Annotated in this window: 13 protein-coding genes, 16 tRNA genes, 2 rRNA genes and 1 riboswitch; of the genes, 5 read left to right on the forward strand and 26 right to left on the reverse strand. The window is 50.4% G+C overall.

Translation table 11 applies throughout. The annotated features are described in order from the left end of the window. Positions 1–170 precede the first annotated feature (170 nt). Entirely contained in the window at positions 171–785 is a 615-nt protein-coding gene (locus R70331_RS26240; protein WP_042180766.1) for a class I SAM-dependent methyltransferase, read from the forward strand. Positions 786–1,455: 670 nt separating this feature from the next. On the opposite strand, the gene R70331_RS26245 is transcribed toward R70331_RS26240, so the two are convergent. The 4 genes from R70331_RS26245 to R70331_RS26260 form a co-directional block, all read right to left on the reverse strand. Beyond that, positions 1,456–3,066 carry an extracellular solute-binding protein gene (locus tag R70331_RS26245; protein ID WP_042180768.1) on the reverse strand — a complete coding sequence of 537 codons (1,611 nt, stop codon included), beginning with the start codon at positions 3,064–3,066 and terminating at the stop codon, positions 1,456–1,458. A gap of 184 nt (positions 3,067–3,250) precedes the next feature. Further along, positions 3,251–4,144, reverse strand: coding sequence for a carbohydrate ABC transporter permease (locus tag R70331_RS26250; RefSeq protein WP_042180770.1), 894 nt, complete (start codon positions 4,142–4,144; stop codon positions 3,251–3,253). A gap of 15 nt (positions 4,145–4,159) precedes the next feature. Continuing rightward, complete coding sequence (locus R70331_RS26255) at positions 4,160–5,026, reverse strand: ABC transporter permease (protein ID WP_231576529.1); 867 nt, start codon at positions 5,024–5,026, stop codon at positions 4,160–4,162. 380 nt (positions 5,027–5,406) lie between these two features. After that, positions 5,407–6,804 (reverse strand): MATE family efflux transporter, encoded by a 1,398-nt coding sequence (locus R70331_RS26260; protein WP_231576362.1) that lies wholly within the window; start codon positions 6,802–6,804, stop codon positions 5,407–5,409. A 163-nt stretch (positions 6,805–6,967) separates the two neighbouring features. On the opposite strand from R70331_RS26260, the gene R70331_RS26265 reads away from it, so the two are divergent. Beyond that, entirely contained in the window at positions 6,968–7,849 is an 882-nt protein-coding gene (locus R70331_RS26265; RefSeq protein WP_042180772.1) for an AraC family transcriptional regulator, read from the forward strand. 539 nt (positions 7,850–8,388) lie between these two features. Here R70331_RS26265 and R70331_RS26270 read toward each other — a convergent pair. From R70331_RS26270 to R70331_RS26280, 3 genes are all read right to left on the reverse strand, one after another. After that, positions 8,389–8,949, reverse strand: a complete 561-nt coding sequence (locus R70331_RS26270; RefSeq protein WP_042180774.1) for a cysteine hydrolase family protein — start codon at positions 8,947–8,949, stop codon at positions 8,389–8,391. A 21-nt stretch (positions 8,950–8,970) separates the two neighbouring features. Continuing rightward, positions 8,971–10,386 carry an allantoinase AllB gene (gene allB, locus R70331_RS26275; RefSeq protein ID WP_042180776.1) on the reverse strand — a complete coding sequence of 472 codons (1,416 nt, stop codon included), beginning with the start codon at positions 10,384–10,386 and terminating at the stop codon, positions 8,971–8,973. Between the two features lie 124 nt (positions 10,387–10,510). Beyond that, positions 10,511–10,614, reverse strand: a riboswitch (purine riboswitch). Between the two features lie 209 nt (positions 10,615–10,823). Then, positions 10,824–11,210: a MerR family transcriptional regulator gene (locus tag R70331_RS26280; RefSeq protein ID WP_042180778.1), complete on the reverse strand. Its 387-nt coding sequence runs from the start codon at positions 11,208–11,210 to the stop codon at positions 10,824–10,826. A gap of 153 nt (positions 11,211–11,363) precedes the next feature. On the opposite strand from R70331_RS26280, the gene R70331_RS26285 reads away from it, so the two are divergent. Further along, the gene (locus tag R70331_RS26285) at positions 11,364–12,284 is read left to right on the forward strand and encodes an aldo/keto reductase (RefSeq protein WP_156131200.1); all 921 of its coding nucleotides are present in this window, start codon (positions 11,364–11,366) and stop codon (positions 12,282–12,284) included. Between the two features lie 90 nt (positions 12,285–12,374). After that, positions 12,375–12,929, forward strand: a complete 555-nt coding sequence (locus tag R70331_RS26290; protein ID WP_156131201.1) for a hypothetical protein — start codon at positions 12,375–12,377, stop codon at positions 12,927–12,929. A gap of 19 nt (positions 12,930–12,948) precedes the next feature. On the opposite strand, the gene R70331_RS26295 is transcribed toward R70331_RS26290, so the two are convergent. Beyond that, the gene (locus tag R70331_RS26295; RefSeq protein WP_052419228.1) at positions 12,949–13,578 is read right to left on the reverse strand and encodes a GNAT family N-acetyltransferase; all 630 of its coding nucleotides are present in this window, start codon (positions 13,576–13,578) and stop codon (positions 12,949–12,951) included. A gap of 131 nt (positions 13,579–13,709) precedes the next feature. Between R70331_RS26295 and R70331_RS26300 the strand changes: the two genes are divergently transcribed. After that, complete coding sequence (locus tag R70331_RS26300) at positions 13,710–14,270, forward strand: TetR/AcrR family transcriptional regulator (protein WP_042183287.1); 561 nt, start codon at positions 13,710–13,712, stop codon at positions 14,268–14,270. An 81-nt stretch (positions 14,271–14,351) separates the two neighbouring features. On the opposite strand, the gene R70331_RS26305 is transcribed toward R70331_RS26300, so the two are convergent. The 18 genes from R70331_RS26305 to R70331_RS26390 all read right to left on the reverse strand — a co-directional run bounded on the left by R70331_RS26305 (position 14,352) and on the right by R70331_RS26390 (position 20,702). Next, positions 14,352–14,430 (reverse strand) — tRNA-Leu (locus R70331_RS26305). Positions 14,431–14,458: 28 nt separating this feature from the next. Continuing rightward, positions 14,459–14,532 (reverse strand) — tRNA-Cys (locus R70331_RS26310). Positions 14,533–14,538: 6 nt separating this feature from the next. Beyond that, a tRNA-Gly gene (locus R70331_RS26315) sits at positions 14,539–14,613 on the reverse strand. Positions 14,614–14,618: 5 nt separating this feature from the next. Next, positions 14,619–14,693: transfer RNA gene (locus R70331_RS26320), tRNA-Gln, on the reverse strand. Between the two features lie 34 nt (positions 14,694–14,727). Then, a tRNA-His gene (locus R70331_RS26325) sits at positions 14,728–14,800 on the reverse strand. A 40-nt stretch (positions 14,801–14,840) separates the two neighbouring features. Beyond that, positions 14,841–14,916, reverse strand: a tRNA-His gene (locus tag R70331_RS26330). Positions 14,917–14,941: 25 nt separating this feature from the next. Next, positions 14,942–15,015 (reverse strand) — tRNA-Trp (locus R70331_RS26335). Positions 15,016–15,020: 5 nt separating this feature from the next. After that, positions 15,021–15,106, reverse strand: a tRNA-Tyr gene (locus R70331_RS26340). A gap of 5 nt (positions 15,107–15,111) precedes the next feature. After that, positions 15,112–15,187 (reverse strand) — tRNA-Thr (locus R70331_RS26345). Positions 15,188–15,207: 20 nt separating this feature from the next. Further along, positions 15,208–15,283, reverse strand: a tRNA-Phe gene (locus R70331_RS26350). Between the two features lie 20 nt (positions 15,284–15,303). Next, positions 15,304–15,381: transfer RNA gene (locus R70331_RS26355), tRNA-Asp, on the reverse strand. Positions 15,382–15,387: 6 nt separating this feature from the next. After that, positions 15,388–15,461: transfer RNA gene (locus R70331_RS26360), tRNA-Met, on the reverse strand. A 17-nt stretch (positions 15,462–15,478) separates the two neighbouring features. Beyond that, positions 15,479–15,554: transfer RNA gene (locus R70331_RS26365), tRNA-Val, on the reverse strand. A gap of 66 nt (positions 15,555–15,620) precedes the next feature. Further along, positions 15,621–15,695: transfer RNA gene (locus R70331_RS26370), tRNA-Glu, on the reverse strand. Positions 15,696–15,718: 23 nt separating this feature from the next. Beyond that, positions 15,719–15,808, reverse strand: a tRNA-Ser gene (locus R70331_RS26375). Between the two features lie 3 nt (positions 15,809–15,811). After that, positions 15,812–15,887, reverse strand: a tRNA-Asn gene (locus tag R70331_RS26380). 57 nt (positions 15,888–15,944) lie between these two features. Next, positions 15,945–18,871: ribosomal RNA gene (locus R70331_RS26385) — 23S ribosomal RNA — on the reverse strand. A gap of 283 nt (positions 18,872–19,154) precedes the next feature. Continuing rightward, positions 19,155–20,702: ribosomal RNA gene (locus R70331_RS26390) — 16S ribosomal RNA — on the reverse strand. The 16S and 23S rRNA genes sit together here with 16 tRNA genes alongside, the layout of an rRNA operon. Between the last annotated feature and the right edge of the window lie 341 nt (positions 20,703–21,043).

The following is a 21,043-nucleotide window of genomic DNA, read 5'->3' on the forward strand; positions in this document are numbered from 1 at the left end:
AACAGGTGTTAGTTCTAACCCGCTTCTTTATACCGACGATTATAGACACTGCCAATTGCTGTCCCTATTACTAACTGCGCCAAGTCTGGAGTGTAACCAACGTTATAGCCATCCATCTCTTTCTGCCGCACAATAAATGCAACTAATACTTGGAACGAGGTGACCGGCAAGTGGAAAAGCAGAAGCTGATCCGCATCTTCGACAAGCAGGCTGCCCGGTACGACAGCCAAAGAGAAGATGCCCGGCAGACACGCTGGCGCCGACAGCTGATTGGCTATGCCAAGGGTGCAGTCCTTGAGCTGGCGGTAGGCGCAGGTGCCAATTTCCCGTACTATCCTCCGGGCATACAGCTTACTGCTGCAGACTTCAGCGCGGCGATGCTCGCGAAGGCCAGGCGTTCAGCGGAGCAGTATCAGATTAACAGTACCTTCATCCACTCAGACATAGAAGAGCTAAGCTTCCCTGATCATTCGTTTGATACCATCGTGTCCACCTTATCCTTTTGCAGCTATGCCCGTCCGCTCCCTGTACTGGAACACCTCAGCCGCTGGTGCAGACCCGGCGGGCAGATCCTGCTTATGGAGCATGGAATCAGCGAGAGTCCGGCCCTTGCCCTGGGCCTCAGAGCGCTCAACCCACTGCTCTACCGGATCTACGGCTGCCATCATACCCGTGACATCTTAGGCCTGGTCCGTGAATCCGGCCTCACCATCAACAAGTTGGAGAGCCACTGGCGGGGGATGGTGCATCTGATCTGGGCCAGTCCAAAAAGTAACTCTATATAAATTGAACTAATACTATTGCTATTTTGGGATTGCATGTGACTCCAGAGAATGTTTGGACTTCCAGCCGCTGTTGTCTGCAGATTTCTTGATTTATTCCGTTTTTAACGGTTGAAATCCGCAGACTGCTTATGCTTCCGGAGCTAGCTTTTCTACGAAAAGCTTTTAGGCGGTCGCTACCGCTCCTCCAGTTCCAAAATTCTCCTCCGCCACTCTTTCCTTAACATAAATTCTTAAGTTCAATTTATATAGCACTTAGCTGTCGTTGAGCTGCCTTATGTTGCTCTTGTCCTATTCTTATGCCGCTCTAATCCCTAAAGCCAGCCTCCGTATCTACCGGGGGCTGGCTTTTCCTGCTGCTCTCCCTCCCCTGCCCCGGAGGCCGCTGGCTGACGGGCTGTGCTGCCTTGCGGTCATGGAGAGCTTGTATCCACCATTAAGGTGAGGAGCAGCGGAAGGGAAGTTTGGAACTGTAGGAGCGGAGCGTCCGCCTTTATATTTGGATTTCTACCGCAGCCAGCGGTTTATATGAAGAAATCCAAATATAACAGCGGCCGGAAGTCCAAACATTCCCTGGAGTTGCGTAACCACCACAATGCCCCCTACAAGCTCTCTCACACACCCCCGCGGCAAAAAAAGCCCCAGAAGCCAAAGGCCTCCGGGGCATCCTCCGTTATTTAATACCTTTCTCCGCCACATAAGCGTTCCACTGCTTCGTCCACTCCGCCTGGATCTTTTCCAGACCGGCTTGTTTAGCCTTCTGCAGGAAGGTGTCCAAGCCCTTGTCGATATCCTCTACAAGCCCGGCCTGCAGCGGGAAGAGGTACTGCTTCTCAACCTGCTCAAGCGCCGCTTTTTCCGCCTGGTAGGAGGAGTAGTCTTCCGCAAAGCCGAGGAACAGATCCGGCTTCTGGATTTTATCCAGCTCATCAAAGATGGCCTTCACCCCGTCGAAGCCCTGGTCAAACAGCATATATTCCGGATTCCGCCAGGCCCAGCCGTTCATTCCTTCGCGGGAGAAGCCGTTGCTGGTGCTGGTGCCGACCAGCTTGTAATAGCCGTTTTCGACGGTGTAGTTCTTGCCCTCAATACCGTACTGAGTCAGCAGGTTGTAGCGCTTGTCGAGTACCAGCTTTTCATAGAAGGCCAGTGCGCGTTCCGGATTCTTGCTGCTCTTCGGAATCGCAAAGCCGTTATGAATCGGATGCACAGGCGTAGCATAACCGGTGGTCAGACCAAACGGGGAATACGCCAGCTCCCACTCGGGATGGGTCGTGCTGATCTTCATTTTCATGTCATTATAGCGGGTCGGGTTATCCCCGAACATGCTGGCCGCTTTGCCGGAAGTAATCGGGTCCTGCATTGTGTCCTTGATGTTCAGCACGTTTTTAGGAATAAAGCCTTTGTCCGCCCAGCGCTTCATCGTTTTCAGCTCTTCTTTTTGCTCATCGGAGCCCCAGTAGGTATAGACAGTGGTCGGGGATTCATATTTTACGCCCATTCCGTAAGGGAGTGCACCGACCATTTTGTTAAGCTCTGTATAAATATAATGGAGATTATTGCCGATATCGCTGTTCAGGGACATTGGCATCAGATCCGGCTCGTTCGCGACAATGCCGTCCATGTACGCCTCATAGCTGGCCAGATCCTTAGGCACCGGCAGATCATATTTCTTGCGCAGATCCTCGCGGTACACAAAGCCGTTAGTTACATACTCCTTATAAGTCGCAGGTACCGTGTAAATTTTGCCGTCAACCTTTACATCCTCCCACATCGATTCCGGGACGAACTTTTGCAGCTCAGGGGCAGCCTTAGGCAGCAGGTCGTCTATCGCCAGGAAAGCGCCGCGTTTTGCATACGACTGATATTGGGTCCAGTCCGCGGTAAAAATCAGATCAATCGCCTGCCCGGAGGAGAGCAGCAGCTTATATTTCTGATCCCAGTCCGTCCAGCTGGTGTAGTTGAATTTGACGGTGGCGTTCAGCTCTTCCTGCGCCATTTTGTTGATCTCATCTTGAATGACCGGAAGATCCTTCGGCGCATCCCCAAGCATATAGAACTGGAGCTCCACTTTCTTCGACGTATCAATTCCGGTCTCTGCCGGGGCTGCTGTACTGGCGCTTTCTGTTGCCGCAGGAGTACCTGCGTTGCCGCCTTCTCCGCTGTTTGCCCCGTTTGCACTGTTACCGCCATTGTTGTTACCTCCGCAGCCTGCAAGGAGCGATAAGGCAAGCGCTGCCGTTGTAAGCGTAACCAGAGATCTTCGGCCTGCTTTCTTTGTCATCATGAACCCTCCTAAAAGTTTTGTTTAGCATACACATCCTTGACTCACTTCGAACAAAACTCGCTTCGAAAGCATATGCCTGGTTTTGTTTAGCATACACATCCTTGAGTCACTTCGAACAAAACTTAATGCTATGTCAGCCGGACAACAGGCACCCTTTAATAGCATGCTCCACTATTCGGTTCTAACCTTTTACAGCCCCGATCGTCAAGCCTTTTACGAAATACCGCTGAATGAACGGGTACAGGAACAGAATCGGTCCGGTGACCACAATGGCCATGGCCATCTTGGTCGATTCCGTCGGCAGGTCACTGCCCAGGCTGACCCCGGTGCCCGCCCCCATGTTGGCGATAAACGCCGCTGAGTTGATCACATTATACAGATGGAACTGCAGCTGATATTTATGCGGATCATTGATGAACAGTGAGGAGGAGAACCAGTCATTCCAGTACGCCAGCGCAAGGAACAGGCCTACCGTGGCAATGCCGGGCATCGACAGCTGGAGCACAATGCGCCAGTAAATCCGGAAATCGCCGGCCCCGTCGATTTTGGCCGATTCGAACAGCTCCTCGGGAACCGCCGAACGGATGAAGTTTTTCATCAGAATAATCAGGAACGGAGTCATCAGCCCTGGAAAAATCAGCGCCCCGTAAGAATCCGTCAGATGCAGGTATTTGGTAATCATGATGTACCAGGGCACGAGCCCCCCGCCGAACAGCGTCGTAAAGTAGATATAGAAGGAGAACGTATTACGGTATTTAAAATCCTTGCGGGCCAGCACATACCCGGCCATTGTCATAAAAAACAGCCCAGTCAGCGTACCCGTCACCGTCGTAAACAGCGTAACCCCGTAAGCCCGCAGCACCTCATCCGGGAAGGTGAACACCGTTTTGTAGCCCTCCAGCGAAAACTCCGCCGGGATCAGATGATAGCCATCCTTGATGATCGACTCATTGGCTGTCAGGGAGGCGGATATAATCAGCAGGAACGGAATCAGGCAGGCCAGCGAGCCGAGGATAATGACCGCGTACGCTAATCCCTGCAGCAGCCTTGTATAATGATCGTCTTTAATATGCATACTCCTTCTCCCTTCCTAGAACAGCGCGTAGTCATCGTTAATTTTGCGGATAATATAATTGACCGTCATGATCAGAATGAAGCCGAACAGGGATTGATACAGGCCCGCTGCTGTCGCCATCCCGATGTCAAACGTTACTTTAAGTGAACGGAACACATACGTGTCCAGAATATCCGTCGTATTGTACAGCACCCCGTTATTGCCGATCAGCTGGTAAAAGAGGTCAAACTGCCCCTTCATAATACTGCCGAGCGAGAACAGCAGCAGCACAACGAAGGTAGATTTCAGCATCGGCACCGTGATATACCAGATCCGCTGGAAAATATGCGCACCGTCGATTTTGGCCGCCTCATAGTATTCGTCACTGATTCCGGTAATGGCTGCCAGGTAGATAACCATGCTGTACCCGAGATTTTTCCATAGATAGAAAAGAATGATCAGGAAAATCCACACCAGCGGCTTATTGTACACATCGACCGGACCCGCACCGAATCTGGCCAGCAGCGTATTCAGGAAACCGCTATCATAATTGAATACGTTGTACACAATAACACTCAGGATAACGAAGGATACAAAGTATGGAAGGAACATAATCGACTGGGTCAGCTTTTTGAACCATTTAACGCGCAGCTCGCTGAGCAGGATCGCACAGACAATAGCCAGAACGTTGCCGAGCAGGATAAAAGCCAGATTGTAGCCGATTGTATTCAGGGTAAGCTTCACCAGCGTGCCGGATTTCCATAAGAACTCGAAGTTCTTGAAGCCGACGAACGGTGCATCGAACAGCCCGGCGTTGAAGTCAAACTGGGTGAATGCGTAATAGACGCCTACCATCGGAAAATACGAATTGATCAGGAAAAACAGCAGTGCCGGAAGCAGCATCAGGAACAGAACCCGGTTATGAATCAGCTCGTGCAGAAAACCCTTCTTTTTCTTCTTTATGGTGCCAGCCCCCGGCGGTGAAGCTGCAGGAGCGCCTCCCTTTAAAGGAAGCTCTATCGCCAGCGGTATTCCGGTCTTGCGTGTGCGCTGTCTCAAAGCCCTCACTCTCCTATGCCTGTATATGACCCAAGTATAGAAAAGCCCCGTCCGACCGGATAGTAGCGCTTCAGGGTATTCCTGTATTATGTTGCGGTTCCGCGGGTGAACTTTTACAACTTTTGTGAAGGATCACAGGATAACGGCCTATATCCGCACGCCAAAAAGCCCCGGTAGCACTGAAGCAGAAGAAAGCACCGGGGTGAATATCCGATATTAAATTATTAAAAAGAAGCCTCTGCCGCCTTGCACTGGACAGCCTGCCGGCCTCCATCCTGCGACTCTGCCGCATACAGCACCTTCCGTCCGCGCCAGCGCCGCAGCACCAGCAGCCCTCTCGCCGCTTCATCGGCGATCATGCAGCAGTAAATGCCGACCAGCCCCCAGCCCCAGCTGATGCCGAGCAGGTATGAGCCGCCGATCCCTATAGTAGTCATGCAGATCAAGGAAATCGTCATCGTATAGCGGGTATCGCCGATAGCGTTAAGCGCGTTGCCCATGGCCATGTTGAGCATTTTGCACGGCTGCAGCAGCAGATTCAGCGCCAGCAGCGTCACCCCGATGGAGATAATCTCCCCGTCGACCGTAAACATTCCAAGCAGTGCTTTGCCAAAAGCGAACAACAGCACAACATTCGCGCTGACAATCGCAAGTCCGATATACAGTGTCCTGAACGCGCTGCGGTAGACCTCGGACAGCTGACGTGCGCCGAACAAAGTAGCAATCCGGATCTGGCCTGCCATCGCTACTGCATAACCCAGCGTAAAGCAGAAGGATTCCAGCGTGTTCAGATAGGTGCGTGCCGCCAGCTCTTTTGCCCCGAGCATAGCCAGAAAAGAGTAAATAGCCAGCTGTGAGACTACCCAGGCTGAGGAATTCAGGCCCAGCGGCCAGCTGATCTTCACAATCTCCCCGAACAGCTTCTGCTTGAAGGTAGCGAAATCCCGCAGCCGGATTCTGCGTTCAAAGGCGCCGCAGAACATCACGAGCAGGACTATCGCGCCAAGCCCTCGGCTGATTACATTGGAAATGGCGATTCCGCCAAGTCCCAGCTGCGGCAGTCCGAACATGCCGAAGATAAAAATATAATTCAGAATAATGTGTATCACATTGACTGCTACCCCCGTATACATCGGCCCCCTGGTGTTGCCCGTATTGCGGATAGCCGAGCCCAGGGAAGCGGTCAGACCTATCAGGAATAATCCGCCGCCGACATAGGTCAGATAGACATGGGCGAGCGGAATCAGCTCTCCGGATATATTCAGCGCTCCGCCGATAGGGTCCGCGAACAGAAACATAATGATGCTGACGATAAGTCCCAGCACCGTACTTGCAGTAACACCCATTATTGCTATTACACGGGCATCCTCCTGCCGTCCCGAACCGAGCCGCTGGGCAATCAGAATGCCAGCCCCGCCGGCAAAGGTGGTGAACAATGTTGTCAGCGCCCCGAACAGCTGGTTCGATATCCCGACGACCGCTACCGCATCGTCCGAAATGCGGCTGACCATAATGGTATCCACGGTTCCCAGCAGCGTCTGCAGAAAAATCTCAATAAATATCGGCCAGGCCAGCACCCAGAGCCCCACATTTCCTGTTTTTAGTTTTACGTTGGGTTTCACTAATTGAACTCCCCCTCATCCTGCTGCACTCTTAGATAGTATCACTGTAACCTGCCTATAGATTACCTTGCTAGGAGTAAATTATAGGTGATATACTACGGGAAATGTAGCAAATTCCCAACCTAAACTTTCAATTTCTAAACCTGATCTGCAGGAGGATGCCATGAGTCTGCTTCAATTCTCCAGCCCGCCGCTGCCGCATTATATTATCAGCGGACTTACCCGTTTTCCGCAGGGCTTCCGCCATGTGAACCGCCATAATATTAATGTCTTTGATCTGCTGGTCGTCCGGGAGGGCTGCCTCTATCTCGGAGAAGAAGACCGAAAGTATGAAGTGCAGGCCGGCGAGGCGCTGATTCTCCGCCCGGACTGCCATCATTACGGGACCGCAGATTGCCGGGAGGACGGCTCCTACTACTGGCTCCATTTTCAAACCCCGGGTCCGTGGTGCTCTGTAAGCTGTCATGCGGAAGCTCCCCGTGAACGGGATACCACCGAGGAGTCTGCCCATTACAACTTGTATAATGCACGTACCTTCAGCCTCCGGCTGTCGCAGTATATGACGCTGCTGCAGCCGGCCCGGATGGAGGAACTGCTCGCCCAGCTCGAGCTCCTTAAAGTCAACGCCCACCTGGATGCCGTCCGCTTCAAGCAGCAGATGCTGTTCCAGGAGGTGCTGCAGCAGCTCTCCGCCTCCGTGCACCGCGAACGGTCCGCGTCCCAGTCCACCGCCTGCGCTGAGCAGGCGGCCTCCTTCCTCCGCGCCCATTACCGCGAGGAGATCACAACCGGTATGCTGGGCGACTGCCTCAACTTCCATCCGGTCTACATTGCCCGCTGCATGAACCAGGAGTATGGCTGTCCTCCGATGGAATACCTGCTGCGCTACCGGATCGAGCAGAGCAAGCTGCTGCTGATGCAGACCAGCTTCCCGATTGCCCGGATCGCCGAGGAGGTCGGCTTCAACCAGGCGCCCTATTTCAGCTCCAGCTTCATGAAGCTGGAGGGGATTTCACCGCGCCAGTACCGGCAGCGGTTCTCTTGAGCAGTGTGCGCGCGCGATAACAGGCGTAATAATGCCACAAGTAATTGTCCCTTAGAGCATTCCAACAATTAGGTTGATTTCCTCCACCTAATCCCAGCATTTATCAACATTTACGATGATTAGGTGGACAAACGTCACCTAATTCGGTCCATATGCCCCTTTAGGGACATATTAGGGACATTTAAGTGGACTTTTTCCCACTATTACTCTAAATCCGTTGTTTGACGAAGAAATAAGTGGCGAAATTCCACCTAATTTGCTAAAAGCAGCTCGTTCAGCTCCGATCCTGGCAATAGCGCAGACAACAGCCCCTGTATACCGGAAGCATTCCCGGCGATACAGGGGCTGTTATTTGTTGTGTACTATACAGGCCATTATTTGCAGTTCATATGCTGCTTAATGGCAGCACCCGCAAGTAGCATACTTAATCTGCCGTTTATTCTCAGTACAGCCAGTGGGCTCTGACCCGGTCAATCCCATCCGCCTAACAATCGCACAGGACAGCGGCTAGCCGCTTCCCGGCAAACCTGCTAACCCGCTTAGCCCTTTACCACCGCATACTTCTCTTTATACTGCTCCAGCGTTACCACTTCGCCAAAAATCCCGATGTCGCGCAGCCCCGAGAGATGCATCTCCTCATCCTTGGAAGCGCAGCAGTCGCTGATGCAGACAACTTTATACGTATGGTACATCGCATCCGACGCCGTCGAGCGGACACAGACATTGGTCCATACCCCGGTAACAGCTACCGTGTCGATCCCCTCTTCCCGCAGGAACAGGTCCATATCCGTATAGCTGAACGCGCTGTGGCGTCTCTTTTGCACCACATAATCTCCCTTTGACTCATCAGGTGTAAGCTCAGCAATGAAATCCGATCCCCAGCTGCCTTTAATAGCGTGAACCGGCCGGACCCGGAAGTCAGCATCGTTTTTGCGGTGTGCTTCCTGTACAAAGATCACCTGGATCTCATTTTCATGGCTGAATGCTATCAGGTCCTGCAGTGCTGGTACAATCCCTGCCCCGTTTGGACAAGTCAGTGCTCCGTCCGGATGAATAAAATCATTTAGCATATCTATGACTACAATTGCGTGTTTTCCCATATTAATCACGTTCCCTTCGGTTTAGTATTTCAGCAGGCGCGGAAGCTCGCTGATCGTCTGGCGCTTCACATATTCACCGTGGCCCGGCTTGCCGACAACACCCAGCGCATCATCGTAGACCAGCGTACCGCGCACAATCGTTTTATCCACCTTGCCTTTAAGCTTCATACCATGGAACGGCGTATATTTCGGCTTACAGTGCATCTGATCCTTATCCAGCGTCCATTCTTTCTCCAGATCCACAATGGTGAAGTCAGCGTCAGTACCGATCTCCAGCGCCCCTTTTTTCGGATATAGTCCGTAGTGGATTGCCGGATTTGTGCAGAGCAGCTCTACCAGCCGGGAGAGGCTCAGTCTGCCTTTGTTGTAGCCTTCGCTGATCATAATCGGCACCAGTGTCTCTACCCCCGGGATTCCCGGAAAAGAAGTCCAGACATCCATCCCCGGCGCATCCTTCTCAGTGGCAATTTCATACGGGGCATGGTCAGTAGCCATGAAGTCAATTGTTCCGTCTGTCAGGCCCTGCCACAGCACTTCATTATCCTTTGCAGTACGCAGCGGCGGCGCGATCTTGGCGAACGTACCGAACTCGGTCATCGCATCTACCGCATTCAGTGTCAGGTAGTGCGGACAGGATTCCGCCGTCACCTTGGTTCCCTTCAGCTTGGCTTCACGGATCAGCTCGTTACCGGCCCCCGTACTCATATGCACGATATGCAGCCTGGCACCTGTCTCTTCAGCAAAGCTAATCCCCAGCTGGATTGCGGCTTTCTCAGCGAGCGCCATACGTGCTTCTGCCCAAGCCGGGTAATCCATACGTCCTTCACCCTTCAGCTTGTTAGTAAAATAATCACAGATGGCAAAGTTTTCAGCATGGATACCAATTGGCAGCCCGGTAGGAGATACAGCAGCAAATGCCTCCAGCATCTCCGGATCGGTCACACGCGGGTAACTCGGCACGGACGGCGTCATATATACTTTAAAAGCAACTACTCCATTCGCAATCTGCTCACTGATAATCTCAGGCAGCACATTGTTGCGTACGTCCTCACCAGTAATGCCGCCCCACATCGCATAATCGACAATTCCTTTGCCTTCCAGTGCATTCAGCTTGTTGAACAGGTTATCCGCAGAACGGACCGACGGCACACTGCAGCAAGGCATATCTACAATCATCGTTACCCCGCCGGCCGCGGCACTGCTTGTTCCGGTCACAAAATCCTCACGGTGCGTAAACCCCGGATCATTAAAATGCGTATGTGAATCAATAACGCCCGGCAGCACCAGCTTCCCGCCGGCATCAATAATCTCGGCCGCATCCCCCTCAAAATCCTTCGCAAAGCCCACAATCACACCATTGTTCACCAGAATGTCTGTCAGTACCTGTCTGTCGCCTTGCGGAATGCTCGCATTTTTAATGATCAGATCATAACTCATGAATACGCACCTCTTCTTTTGAATTTAGATTCAGTTCCGCGCACGACAAATAAACCCCAGGTTACAAAAGGCACAGGGCAGACACCATTCACACGCAGCCACAATAGCCGCACATAGAACAATAATTCTTTCCTGCACCTCTTGTAGCCTGGGGCAATTTACGGTCGCCTGGTCGAAACGCTCAAACCGGATTAATGAGCTTATACAAGAGCTTATTCTGTTAGTCCATCCAAGAAAGTTATTCGATAAAATGTTATGTTTAGTAACGTGATGGTTTTGAATTTGCTTTCTTAATTACCCTAATCATATCATCAGAGGGAATATCGTCAAGACACATCAGCAGTTCGTCATTAAAAAGCCGATTTTTATGTTATATTACCTAACAAAACAGGCGTTTTCCATTATATCCATAAGAATATCAGCGACATTCATCACTTCTATGCTTCATTATTTTCCGTCTCTGCCCGCTCCTCCAGCGAAGCAAAATAAGCAATCTTATGCTCCACCTTTTCCGCAAACGTCTGAAAAAATTTTATCTTCTCATCAATATGCACCTTATGCTCCTGCAGCAGCCTCCGCTGCTCAGAGAGTGAGCTATGCCCCTCTTTGGAGAGCGAGATAAACTGCTTAATGTCGGCAATCGGCATACCGGTATCCTTCAGACAGCAAATTAACGAAATTAGCTCCAGATCCTCATCGTGGAAGCAACGGTTTCCGTGCTCGTCCCGGGCTACCTCAGGCAGTACACCCTCTCTTTCGTAGTAACGCAGCGTATATTGGCTCAGTCCGCTTTTTTGTGATATGGTTTTGATGCTATATCCCATGATTGCAGCTCCCTTCTGCCGTATGGCTACGGCCCATCTCTAAAGTAACACCATTTAAGTACAATTAAAAGCGCTTCAAAAACCTGTTGACTTACACTTAACTCTAAGGTCTACACTAAACCAGGAACCTTACAAACGAGGAGTGAACGCAAAGTGGTAAAAAAAATTAAAGCAGGCAGCAGCCAGCTTGAGGTAGCACAAATTTCACTTGGATGTATGCGGATTGCCGAGCTTTCCCCGAAAGAGGCGGATGTGCATATTCACAGTGCCCTAGAGGCGGGAATTGACTTTTTTGACCATGCAGATATATACGCCGGAGGTAAAGCTGAAGAAGTATTCGGAGAGGTTGTAGCAGCAAGCCCCGGTATGCGCGACAAACTGCTGGTTCAGACCAAATGCGGAATCCGTGACGGGTTCTTCGACTTTTCCAAAGAGCACATTGTACAATCGGTCGAGAACAGCCTGAAGCGCCTAAAAACTGATTATGTAGATGTATTGCTGCTGCACCGCCCGGACACTCTGATGGAGCCTGAGGAGGTAGCTGAAGCCTTTGATTATCTCGAGCAAAAGGGTATGGTCAAACACTTCGGCGTCAGCAACCTGAACCCGCTGCAAATCGAGCTGCTCAAAAAGAATGTAAAGCAGCCTTTGCTCTTCAACCAGCTGCAGCTTAGCATCATGGTCTCCGGAATGATTGATGCCGGCTTCAATGTGAATATGACCAATGCTGCATCCGTAGTGCATGATGGAGGCATTCTGGAGTACAGCCGTCTGCACGACATGACAATCCAGCCTTGGTCCCCGTTCCAGTACGGTTTCTTTGAAGGGGTATTCCTGGGTAATGACAAGTTCCCTGTGCTGAATGAAGTAATTAACCGTCTCGCAGCTGAAAAAGAGGTCGCTGACACGGCTATCGCCATCGCCTGGCTGTTAAGACACCCTGCCGGTATGCAGCCGATTGTCGGTACAACCAACACTCAGCGCCTGCTTGATATTGCCAAAGCTTCTGACATTACCCTGACCCGTCAGGAATGGTATGAAATTTACCGCGCTGCCGGCAACAAGCTGCCTTAAGCAGCTGACAAGCCTGCACAGCCGCCCACGATAAATAGAGAAGAGTACTCTTACCAGTCCCTTCGGCAGGTGGAGTACTCTTTCTTTGCTTTGCTTATTTTAACAGCAGTGACAGAATGCTTTGACAGTCTGCAGCCCTTTGCGCTATTTTTAAGTCAATATTTTAAAGTAGAACGGAGCCTGACAATGGGACTGCATTTCATAGGTTTTATTCTGCCTCTTTTAATTTTGCTGCCGAATCTGCTGTTCATCTTCTTCGCTCCGCGCAATGTCCCGCCATCACTCACAGCTCCGCCTGTAATCTTTAATGCGCTGGAACGGGCTGGTCAGATTGCCTGCTTTACTTTGCCCATCCTGTTCGGCCAGAAGATCGCTGTACAGCCCGTATCTTCTTTAGGGTGGTTAATGTTAATCTGTTTAATCTTCTACTATATGTGCTGGCTGCGCTACTACCGGTCCGGCAGAACATTCAGCATGTTATTCAAACCATTAGGACCGCTCTCTTTACCTATGGCCATGTTCCCGGTTCTTTACTTTAGTCTGCTTGCCGTATGGATAGACTCTCTTCTCTTTGCTGCAGCTGCTGTAGTTTTTGCCATCGGACATCTTGCTGTAAGCTGGAATACCTATAAGCAAATCAGATAAAATCATAATTTCATGAGTATTAAACAGGGTTAATATTCAGCTCGAAGCTATAATTCGGTATTGAATTCCCCTTCGGCCCAATACCGAATTCGTTAAAAACCTTAAAACCATTTTTACAATAAAACCTTTTGTTCAGCTCCGTGTGGGTAACCAGTGTGATCCGGCCGCCCCCACGTTCACTGATGTAAGGGAATAGAAAATTATTAAACAAGGTGCTCCCCAGGCTTTTTCCTTGAAAACCCTTCGCCACCGCAAAGGAATCAATGTACCAGCTCTCCTTCCCGTAACGATCACAAGCCTCCTTCATTTTATCCAGTGTCCCCAGAATATGAAGAATTCGCTTTATGCCAAGCTGAGCAGCCAGTGCTAATCCGCCGTTTAACAGATATTGAACAAAGCCCGGTCCCTTTGCCCCGCTTTTTTTCAGCAGAACAGCAGAAACAATTTTTCCGTCTAGAATCCCTACAAAGCACGCACTTTGCTGATAATATGATTTTGTATTAGTATAATTAAGTCTATACAAGTTTTTTTTATAGTCCTTATCCTGGGTCAAAATTAGCGGAAACAACGGATATTCTAAAAATGAATCAGTTAACAAGGCAGCAACTTCTTGTAATTCATCCTTTTTGGCCAAGCGAAATGACTTCACGTGAATCACCTCTTATATTCCTTTGATTTTTCTTATTGTAATCAGCAGATGTATAAAATAGTATAGTCAATTCATTTTATTTGTTTATTAATGAACAGGCGAAGCCTAATTGTACAGAAATGGGGTTAATTGTGGGAGATAGACGATCTATTAAAACTAAAGCATCGATAAAACAAGCTTTTCTGACATTATTAAATACTAAGGCTATTTCTAAAATAACCGTTTTGGAAATCTCGGAGCTTGCTGACATCGGCAGAAGTACTTTTTATTTGCATTATCAGGACATCTACGATTTATATAATGAAATTGAAGCTGAGATGTTTGATCAGTTAAATCAGTTCTATGATGATTCCTTTCCAATTAAGAATCATCATGATATTATGCAATTTATTAATAAACTTACAGACTACATATATCGAAACAGGACATTATTTAACGTGCTTACTAATCCGGAAGACACATTATTAACCTCCGAAAAATTTAAGCAGTTTTTTAAAAAGAAGATCTTACAGGAAATGCTTGAGGATAACAGAGATCGTATTAAATCATCATTAAATGAAGAAACTGAAAGTTTGTTTATTGCGTCAGGGGTAGTCGGGGTTATTGAGGACTGGATCGTACGCGGCATGGAAGAAGAACCTGCGGGAATGTCTCTACGTATTCATCAGCTGCTGATGAAGTTAGAAGAATAACTGTATCACTTAACGAAAATGAGTTAGTCAGTAATAAAAAAAGGGTCCCTTAGAGATTATCTCTAAGGGACCCTTTAGCTATACCGGCGAGAGGACTCGAACCTCCACGGTTTCCCACTCGATTTTGAGTCGAGCGCGTCTGCCATTCCGCCACGCCGGCGTATTCAAGCTTATTATTCCAAAATCAATGGAGGCGCCACCCAGACTCGAACTGGGGATAAAGCTTTTGCAGAGCTTTGCCTTACCACTTGGCTATGGCGCCATAAAATGGAGCGGACGACGGGAATCGAACCCGCGACCCTCGCCTTGGCAAGGCGATGCTCTACCGCTGAGCCACGTCCGCATAAATGGCTGGGGATATAGGATTTGAACCTATGCATGACGGAGTCAAAGTCCGTTGCCTTACCGCTTGGCTAATCCCCAATATTCATTTCAATCTTCATTGTAGTAATAAAAGGGCGACTGATGGGTCTCGAACCCACGAATGCCGGAACCACAATCCGGTGCGTTAACCCCTTCGCCACAGTCGCCATATTAAGCTATTATTACAATTTCACACTTCAAAATTAATGGGGCGGCCGATGGGTCTCGAACCCACGAATGCCGGAACCACAATCCGGTGCGTTAACCCCTTCGCCACGGCCGCCATATTAAGCTTTAAAGTATTACATTGGCAGGGGCAGCAGGAATTGAACCCACACCAACGGTTTTGGAGACCGTTGTTCTACCTTTAAACTATGCCCCTAAAGATGGTGGAGGCTGATGGATTCGAACCACCGAACACGTACGTGAGCAGATTTACAGTCTGATGCGTTTGGCCACTTCGCTAAGCCTCCACAGATGGTGCCGGCGAGAGGACTTGAACCCCCAACCTACTGATTACAAGTCAGTTGCTCTACCAATTGAGCTACACCGGCATATTCTATTGTAACAATCATGGTGGCGCGGGAGGGAATCGAACCCCCGACACAAGGATTTTCAGTCCTTTGCTCTACCGACTGAGCTACCGAGCCATATAAAGTTGTGATACAAATGGCGGAACCGACGGGATTCGAACCCGCGATCTCCTGCGTGACAGGCAGGCATGTTAGGCCAACTACACCACGGTTCCAAATAATTGCGGGGGCAGGATTTGAACCTGCGGCCTTCGGGTTATGAGCCCGACGAGCTACCGGGCTGCTCCACCCCGCGTCAGTAAAAAATATATATGGTGGAGGCTGAGGGGATCGAACCCCCGACCCTCTGCTTGTAAGGCAGATGCTCTCCCAGCTGAGCTAAGCCTCCATCAAAACCAGCAACTTTTATATCATATCATTTCTCAATTAAAAAGTCAAGCTTTTAAAGAAATATTGGTGACCCGTAGGGGATTCGAACCCCTGTTACCTCCGTGAAAGGGAGGTGTCTTAACCCCTTGACCAACGGGCCATACTAATGATATCCATAAGGAACGGAGAGAGAGGGATTCGAACCCTCGAGACGCTTGTGGCGCCTACACGATTTCCAATCGTGCTCCTTCGGCCAAACTCGGACACCTCTCCATATGGCTCCCCGAACAGGACTCGAACCTGTGACAACTCGATTAACAGTCGAGTGCTCTACCAACTGAGCTATCAGGGAATATATACAGGCTTGATCACCTGAAAACTGAATCCGAAACGAATCTGCGAATTAATGTTGGATAAGCCCTCGACCGATTAGTATTGGTCAGCTCCATGCATTGCTGCACTTCCACCTCCAACCTATCTACCTCGTCGTCTCCAAGGGGTCTTACTAATTGGGAAATCTCATCTTGAGGGGGGCTTCACGCTTAGATGCTTTCAGCGCTTATCCCGTCCGTACGTAGCTACCCAGCCATGCTCCTGGCGGAACAACTGGTGCACCAGCGGTACGTCCATCCCGGTCCTCTCGTACTAAGGACAGCTCCTCTCAAATTTCCTGCGCCCACGACAGATAGGGACCGAACTGTCTCACGACGTTCTGAACCCAGCTCGCGTACCGCTTTAATGGGCGAACAGCCCAACCCTTGGGACCTACTTCAGCCCCAGGATGCGATGAGCCGACATCGAGGTGCCAAACCTCCCCGTCGATGTGGACTCTTGGGGGAGATAAGCCTGTTATCCCCAGGGTAGCTTTTATCCGTTGAGCGATGGCCCTTCCATGCGGTACCACCGGATCACTAAGTCCGACTTTCGTCCCTGCTCGACTTGTTGGTCTCGCAGTCAAGCTCCCTTATGCCTTTGCACTCTTCGAATGATTTCCAACCATTCTGAGGGAACCTTTGAACGCCTCCGTTACTCTTTAGGAGGCGACCGCCCCAGTCAAACTGCCCGCCTGACACGGTCCCCGTACCCGTTAAGGGCACCAGGTTAGAACCTAGATACGATCAGGGTGGTATCCCAACGGCGCCTCCACAGAAGCTTGCGCTCCTGTTTCTACGGCTCCCACCTATCCTGTACAGATCGTACCCAAATTCAATATCAAGCTGCAGTAAAGCTCCATGGGGTCTTTCCGTCTTGTCGCGGGTAACCTGCATCTTCACAGGTATTAAAATTTCACCGGATCTCTCGTTGAGACAGCGCCCAAGTCGTTACGCCATTCGTGCGGGTCAGAATTTACCTGACAAGGAATTTCGCTACCTTAGGACCGTTATAGTTACGGCCGCCGTTTACTGGGGCTTCGGTTCATAGCTTCGGGTTACCCCTAACCACTCCCCTTAACCTTCCAGCACCGGGCAGGCGTCAGCCCGTATACTTCGCCTTGCGGCTTCGCACAGACCTGTGTTTTTGCTAAACAGTCGCTTGGGCCTTTTCACTGCGGCCCCCTCGGGCTATTCACCCTACCGAGGCACCCCTTCTCCCGAAGTTACGGGGTCATTTTGCCGAGTTCCTTAACGAGAGTTCTTCCGCGCGCCTTAGAATTCTCTTCTCGCCTACCTGTGTCGGTTTGCGGTACGGGCACCTTCTCCTGGCTAGAGGCTTTTCTTGGCAGTGTGAGATCATGACCTTCGCTACTACAATTTTCGCTCCCCATCACAGCCTGGCCTTAACAGTGTGCGGATTTGCCTACACACCAGCCTCACTGCTTAGACGGACATCCATCAGTCCGCGTCACTACCCTCCTGCGTCACCCCATCGCTCATAGCGGATTACGGTGGTACAGTAATTTCAAACTGTTGTCCTTCGACTACGCCTATCGGCCTCGCCTTAGGTCCCGACTTACCCTGAGCGGACGAGCCTTCCTCAGGAAACCTTGGGCTTTCGGCGGATCAGATTCTCACTGATCTTTTCGTTACTCATACCGGCATTCTCACTTGTATGCTGTCCAGCGCTCCTTACGGTACACCTTCAACCTACATACAACGCTCCCCTACCCCAGATGCAAAGCATCTAGCCATAGCTTCGGTGGTGTGTTTAGCCCCGTTACATTTTCGGCGCAGAGTCACTCGACCAGTGAGCTATTACGCACTCTTTAAATGGTGGCTGCTTCTAAGCCAACATCCTGGTTGTCTGTGCAACTCCACATCCTTTCCCACTTAACACACACTTGGGGACCTTAGCTGATGGTCTGGGCTGTTTCCCTTTTGACAATGGATCTTAGCACTCACTGTCTGACTCCCGGCAAGAAGTTAATGGCATTCGGAGTTTGACTGAGCTTGGTAACCCTTGCGGGCCCCGCACCCAATCAGTGCTCTACCTCCATCACTCCATTCACCGAGGCTAGCCCTAAAGCTATTTCGGGGAGAACCAGCTATCTCCGAGTTCGATTGGAATTTCTCCGCTACCCCCACCTCATCCCCGCACTTTTCAACGTACGTGGGTTCGGGCCTCCAGTGCGTGTTACCGCACCTTCACCCTGGACAGGGGTAGATCACACGGTTTCGGGTCTACGTCCACATACTAAATCGCCCTATTCAGACTCGCTTTCGCTGCGGCTCCGGCTTCTCACCTTAACCTTGCATGTTAAACGTAACTCGCCGGTTCATTCTACAAAAGGCACGCCATCACCCATTAATAGGGCTCTGACTTTTTGTAAGCACACGGTTTCAGGTTCTATTTCACTCCCCTTCCGGGGTGCTTTTCACCTTTCCCTCACGGTACTGTTTCACTATCGGTCGCCAGGTAGTATTTAGCCTTGACAGATGGTCCTGCCGGATTCATACGGGGTTTCACGTGCCCCGCACTACTCGGGATCCGTCTCGGAGAGAATATCATTTCGGCTACAGGGCTTTTACCTCTATCGCGGGCCTTTCCAGACCTCTTCGCCTACCATATTCCTTTGTAACTCCATGTGAGACGTCCCACAACCCCAGGAGGCAAGCCCCCTGGTTTAGGCTGTTCCGCGTTCGCTCGCCGCTACTGACGGAATCACTATTGTTTTCTCTTCCTCAGGGTACTTAGATGTTTCAGTTCCCCTGGTCTGCCTCTACGCATCCTATGTATTCAGATACGAGTAACTGCGAATTACCACAGCTGGGTTTCCCCATTCGGACACCCCCGGATCAAAGCTTGCTTACAGCTCCCCGAGGCAGTTTCGTTGTTCGCCACGTCCTTCGTCGGCTCCTGGCGCCTAGGCATCCTCCGTGTGCTCTTATTAGCTTAACCTCGATTTTCTCCGGAGGAGAAATATCGGACCATTGAATAAATTCAAGATCTTCATTTCCTTCACAGAAAAATTCGTATCAACTAATAACTATTTCAACTTGCTTACACAAGTTTCAGCTAAAAGATGTTCTAAAACGCAAATTCGTTTCGGTATCCAGTTTTCAAGGATCAAGGTACTTACTTGAGAGCTTAAACTCTCAAAACTGACCAACGAGTGAGTAACTAACCGACCGGTTAGATTTTAAATTTGAATGTCCCCATTGCAGAGAACGATTCTCCATAGAAAGGAGGTGATCCAGCCGCACCTTCCGATACGGCTACCTTGTTACGACTTCACCCCAATCATCTACCCCACCTTCGGCGGCTGGCTCCCTTGCGGGTTACCCCACCGACTTCGGGTGTTGTAAACTCTCGTGGTGTGACGGGCGGTGTGTACAAGACCCGGGAACGTATTCACCGCGGCATGCTGATCCGCGATTACTAGCAATTCCGACTTCATGCAGGCGAGTTGCAGCCTGCAATCCGAACTGAGACCAGCTTTGCTGGGATTGGCTCCACCTCGCGGCTTCGCTTCCCGTTGTACTGGCCATTGTAGTACGTGTGTAGCCCAGGTCATAAGGGGCATGATGATTTGACGTCATCCCCACCTTCCTCCGGTTTGTCACCGGCAGTCACTCTAGAGTGCCCAGCTTAACCTGCTGGCAACTAAAGTCAAGGGTTGCGCTCGTTGCGGGACTTAACCCAACATCTCACGACACGAGCTGACGACAACCATGCACCACCTGTCTCCGATGCTCCGAAGAGGGGCACTATCTCTAATGCTTACACCGGGATGTCAAGACCTGGTAAGGTTCTTCGCGTTGCTTCGAATTAAACCACATACTCCACTGCTTGTGCGGGTCCCCGTCAATTCCTTTGAGTTTCAGTCTTGCGACCGTACTCCCCAGGCGGAGTGCTTACTGTGTTAACTTCGGCACCAAGGGTATCGAAACCCCTAACACCTAGCACTCATCGTTTACGGCGTGGACTACCAGGGTATCTAATCCTGTTTGCTCCCCACGCTTTCGCGCCTCAGCGTCAGTTACAGCCCAGAAAGTCGCCTTCGCCACTGGTGTTCCTCCACATCTCTACGCATTTCACCGCTACACGTGGAATTCCACTTTCCTCTTCTGTACTCAAGCCACCCAGTTTCCAGTGCGACCTCAGGTTGAGCCCAAGGTTTAAACACCAGACTTAAATAGCCGCCTGCGCGCGCTTTACGCCCAATAATTCCGGACAACGCTTGCCCCCTACGTATTACCGCGGCTGCTGGCACGTAGTTAGCCGGGGCTTTCTTCTCAGGTACCGTCACTCCGGTAGCAGTTACTCTACCGGACGTTCTTCCCTGGCAACAGAGCTTTACGATCCGAAAACCTTCATCACTCACGCGGCGTTGCTCCGTCAGGCTTTCGCCCATTGCGGAAGATTCCCTACTGCTGCCTCCCGTAGGAGTCTGGGCCGTGTCTCAGTCCCAGTGTGGCCGTTCACCCTCTCAGGTCGGCTACGCATCGTCGCCTTGGTGAGCCGTTACCCCACCAACTAGCTAATGCGCCGCAGGCCCATCCCTTAATGACAGATTGCTCCGCCTTTCATTCTCTCTTCAGGAGAAAAAAGAAATTATCCGGTATTAGCTACCGTTTCCGGTAGTTATCCCAGGTTAAGGGGCAGGTTGCCTACGTGTTACTCACCCGTCCGCCGCTAAGCTTACCCCGAAGGATAAGTTCCGCTCGACTTGCATGTATTAGGCACGCCGCCAGCGTTCGTCCTGAGCCAGGATCAAACTCTCCAAATTGGTATTTAGAAAGAGCGATTGCTCATTTTGAAACATCTGACGAGAATTTACATTCTCTACTTTTGGATCTCACCGAAGTGATCTCCAGATACTCACTCGTTGTTCAGTTTTCAAAGATCAAGCTCGCCGTCGCTTTCGATTATCTCGTCAGCAGCGACCTTTATAATATATCATGCTTCCCTCGTTTTTGTCAACATCTTTTTTTGATTTCTTTTTTCCGTTGATCACCTTCTGCTTCTCAGCTTTCAAGTGTGTCGGAGGGACGAGTTATAATTTAACATAGAATTAACAACCGAGTCAACAGTTTAATTTTCAATTTATTTATTGGTATCGTTGTTCAA

Source organism: Paenibacillus sp. FSL R7-0331 (assembly GCF_000758645.1).
In the GTDB taxonomy this organism is placed as follows: Bacteria; Bacillota; Bacilli; order Paenibacillales; family Paenibacillaceae; genus Paenibacillus_AQ; species Paenibacillus_AQ camerounensis.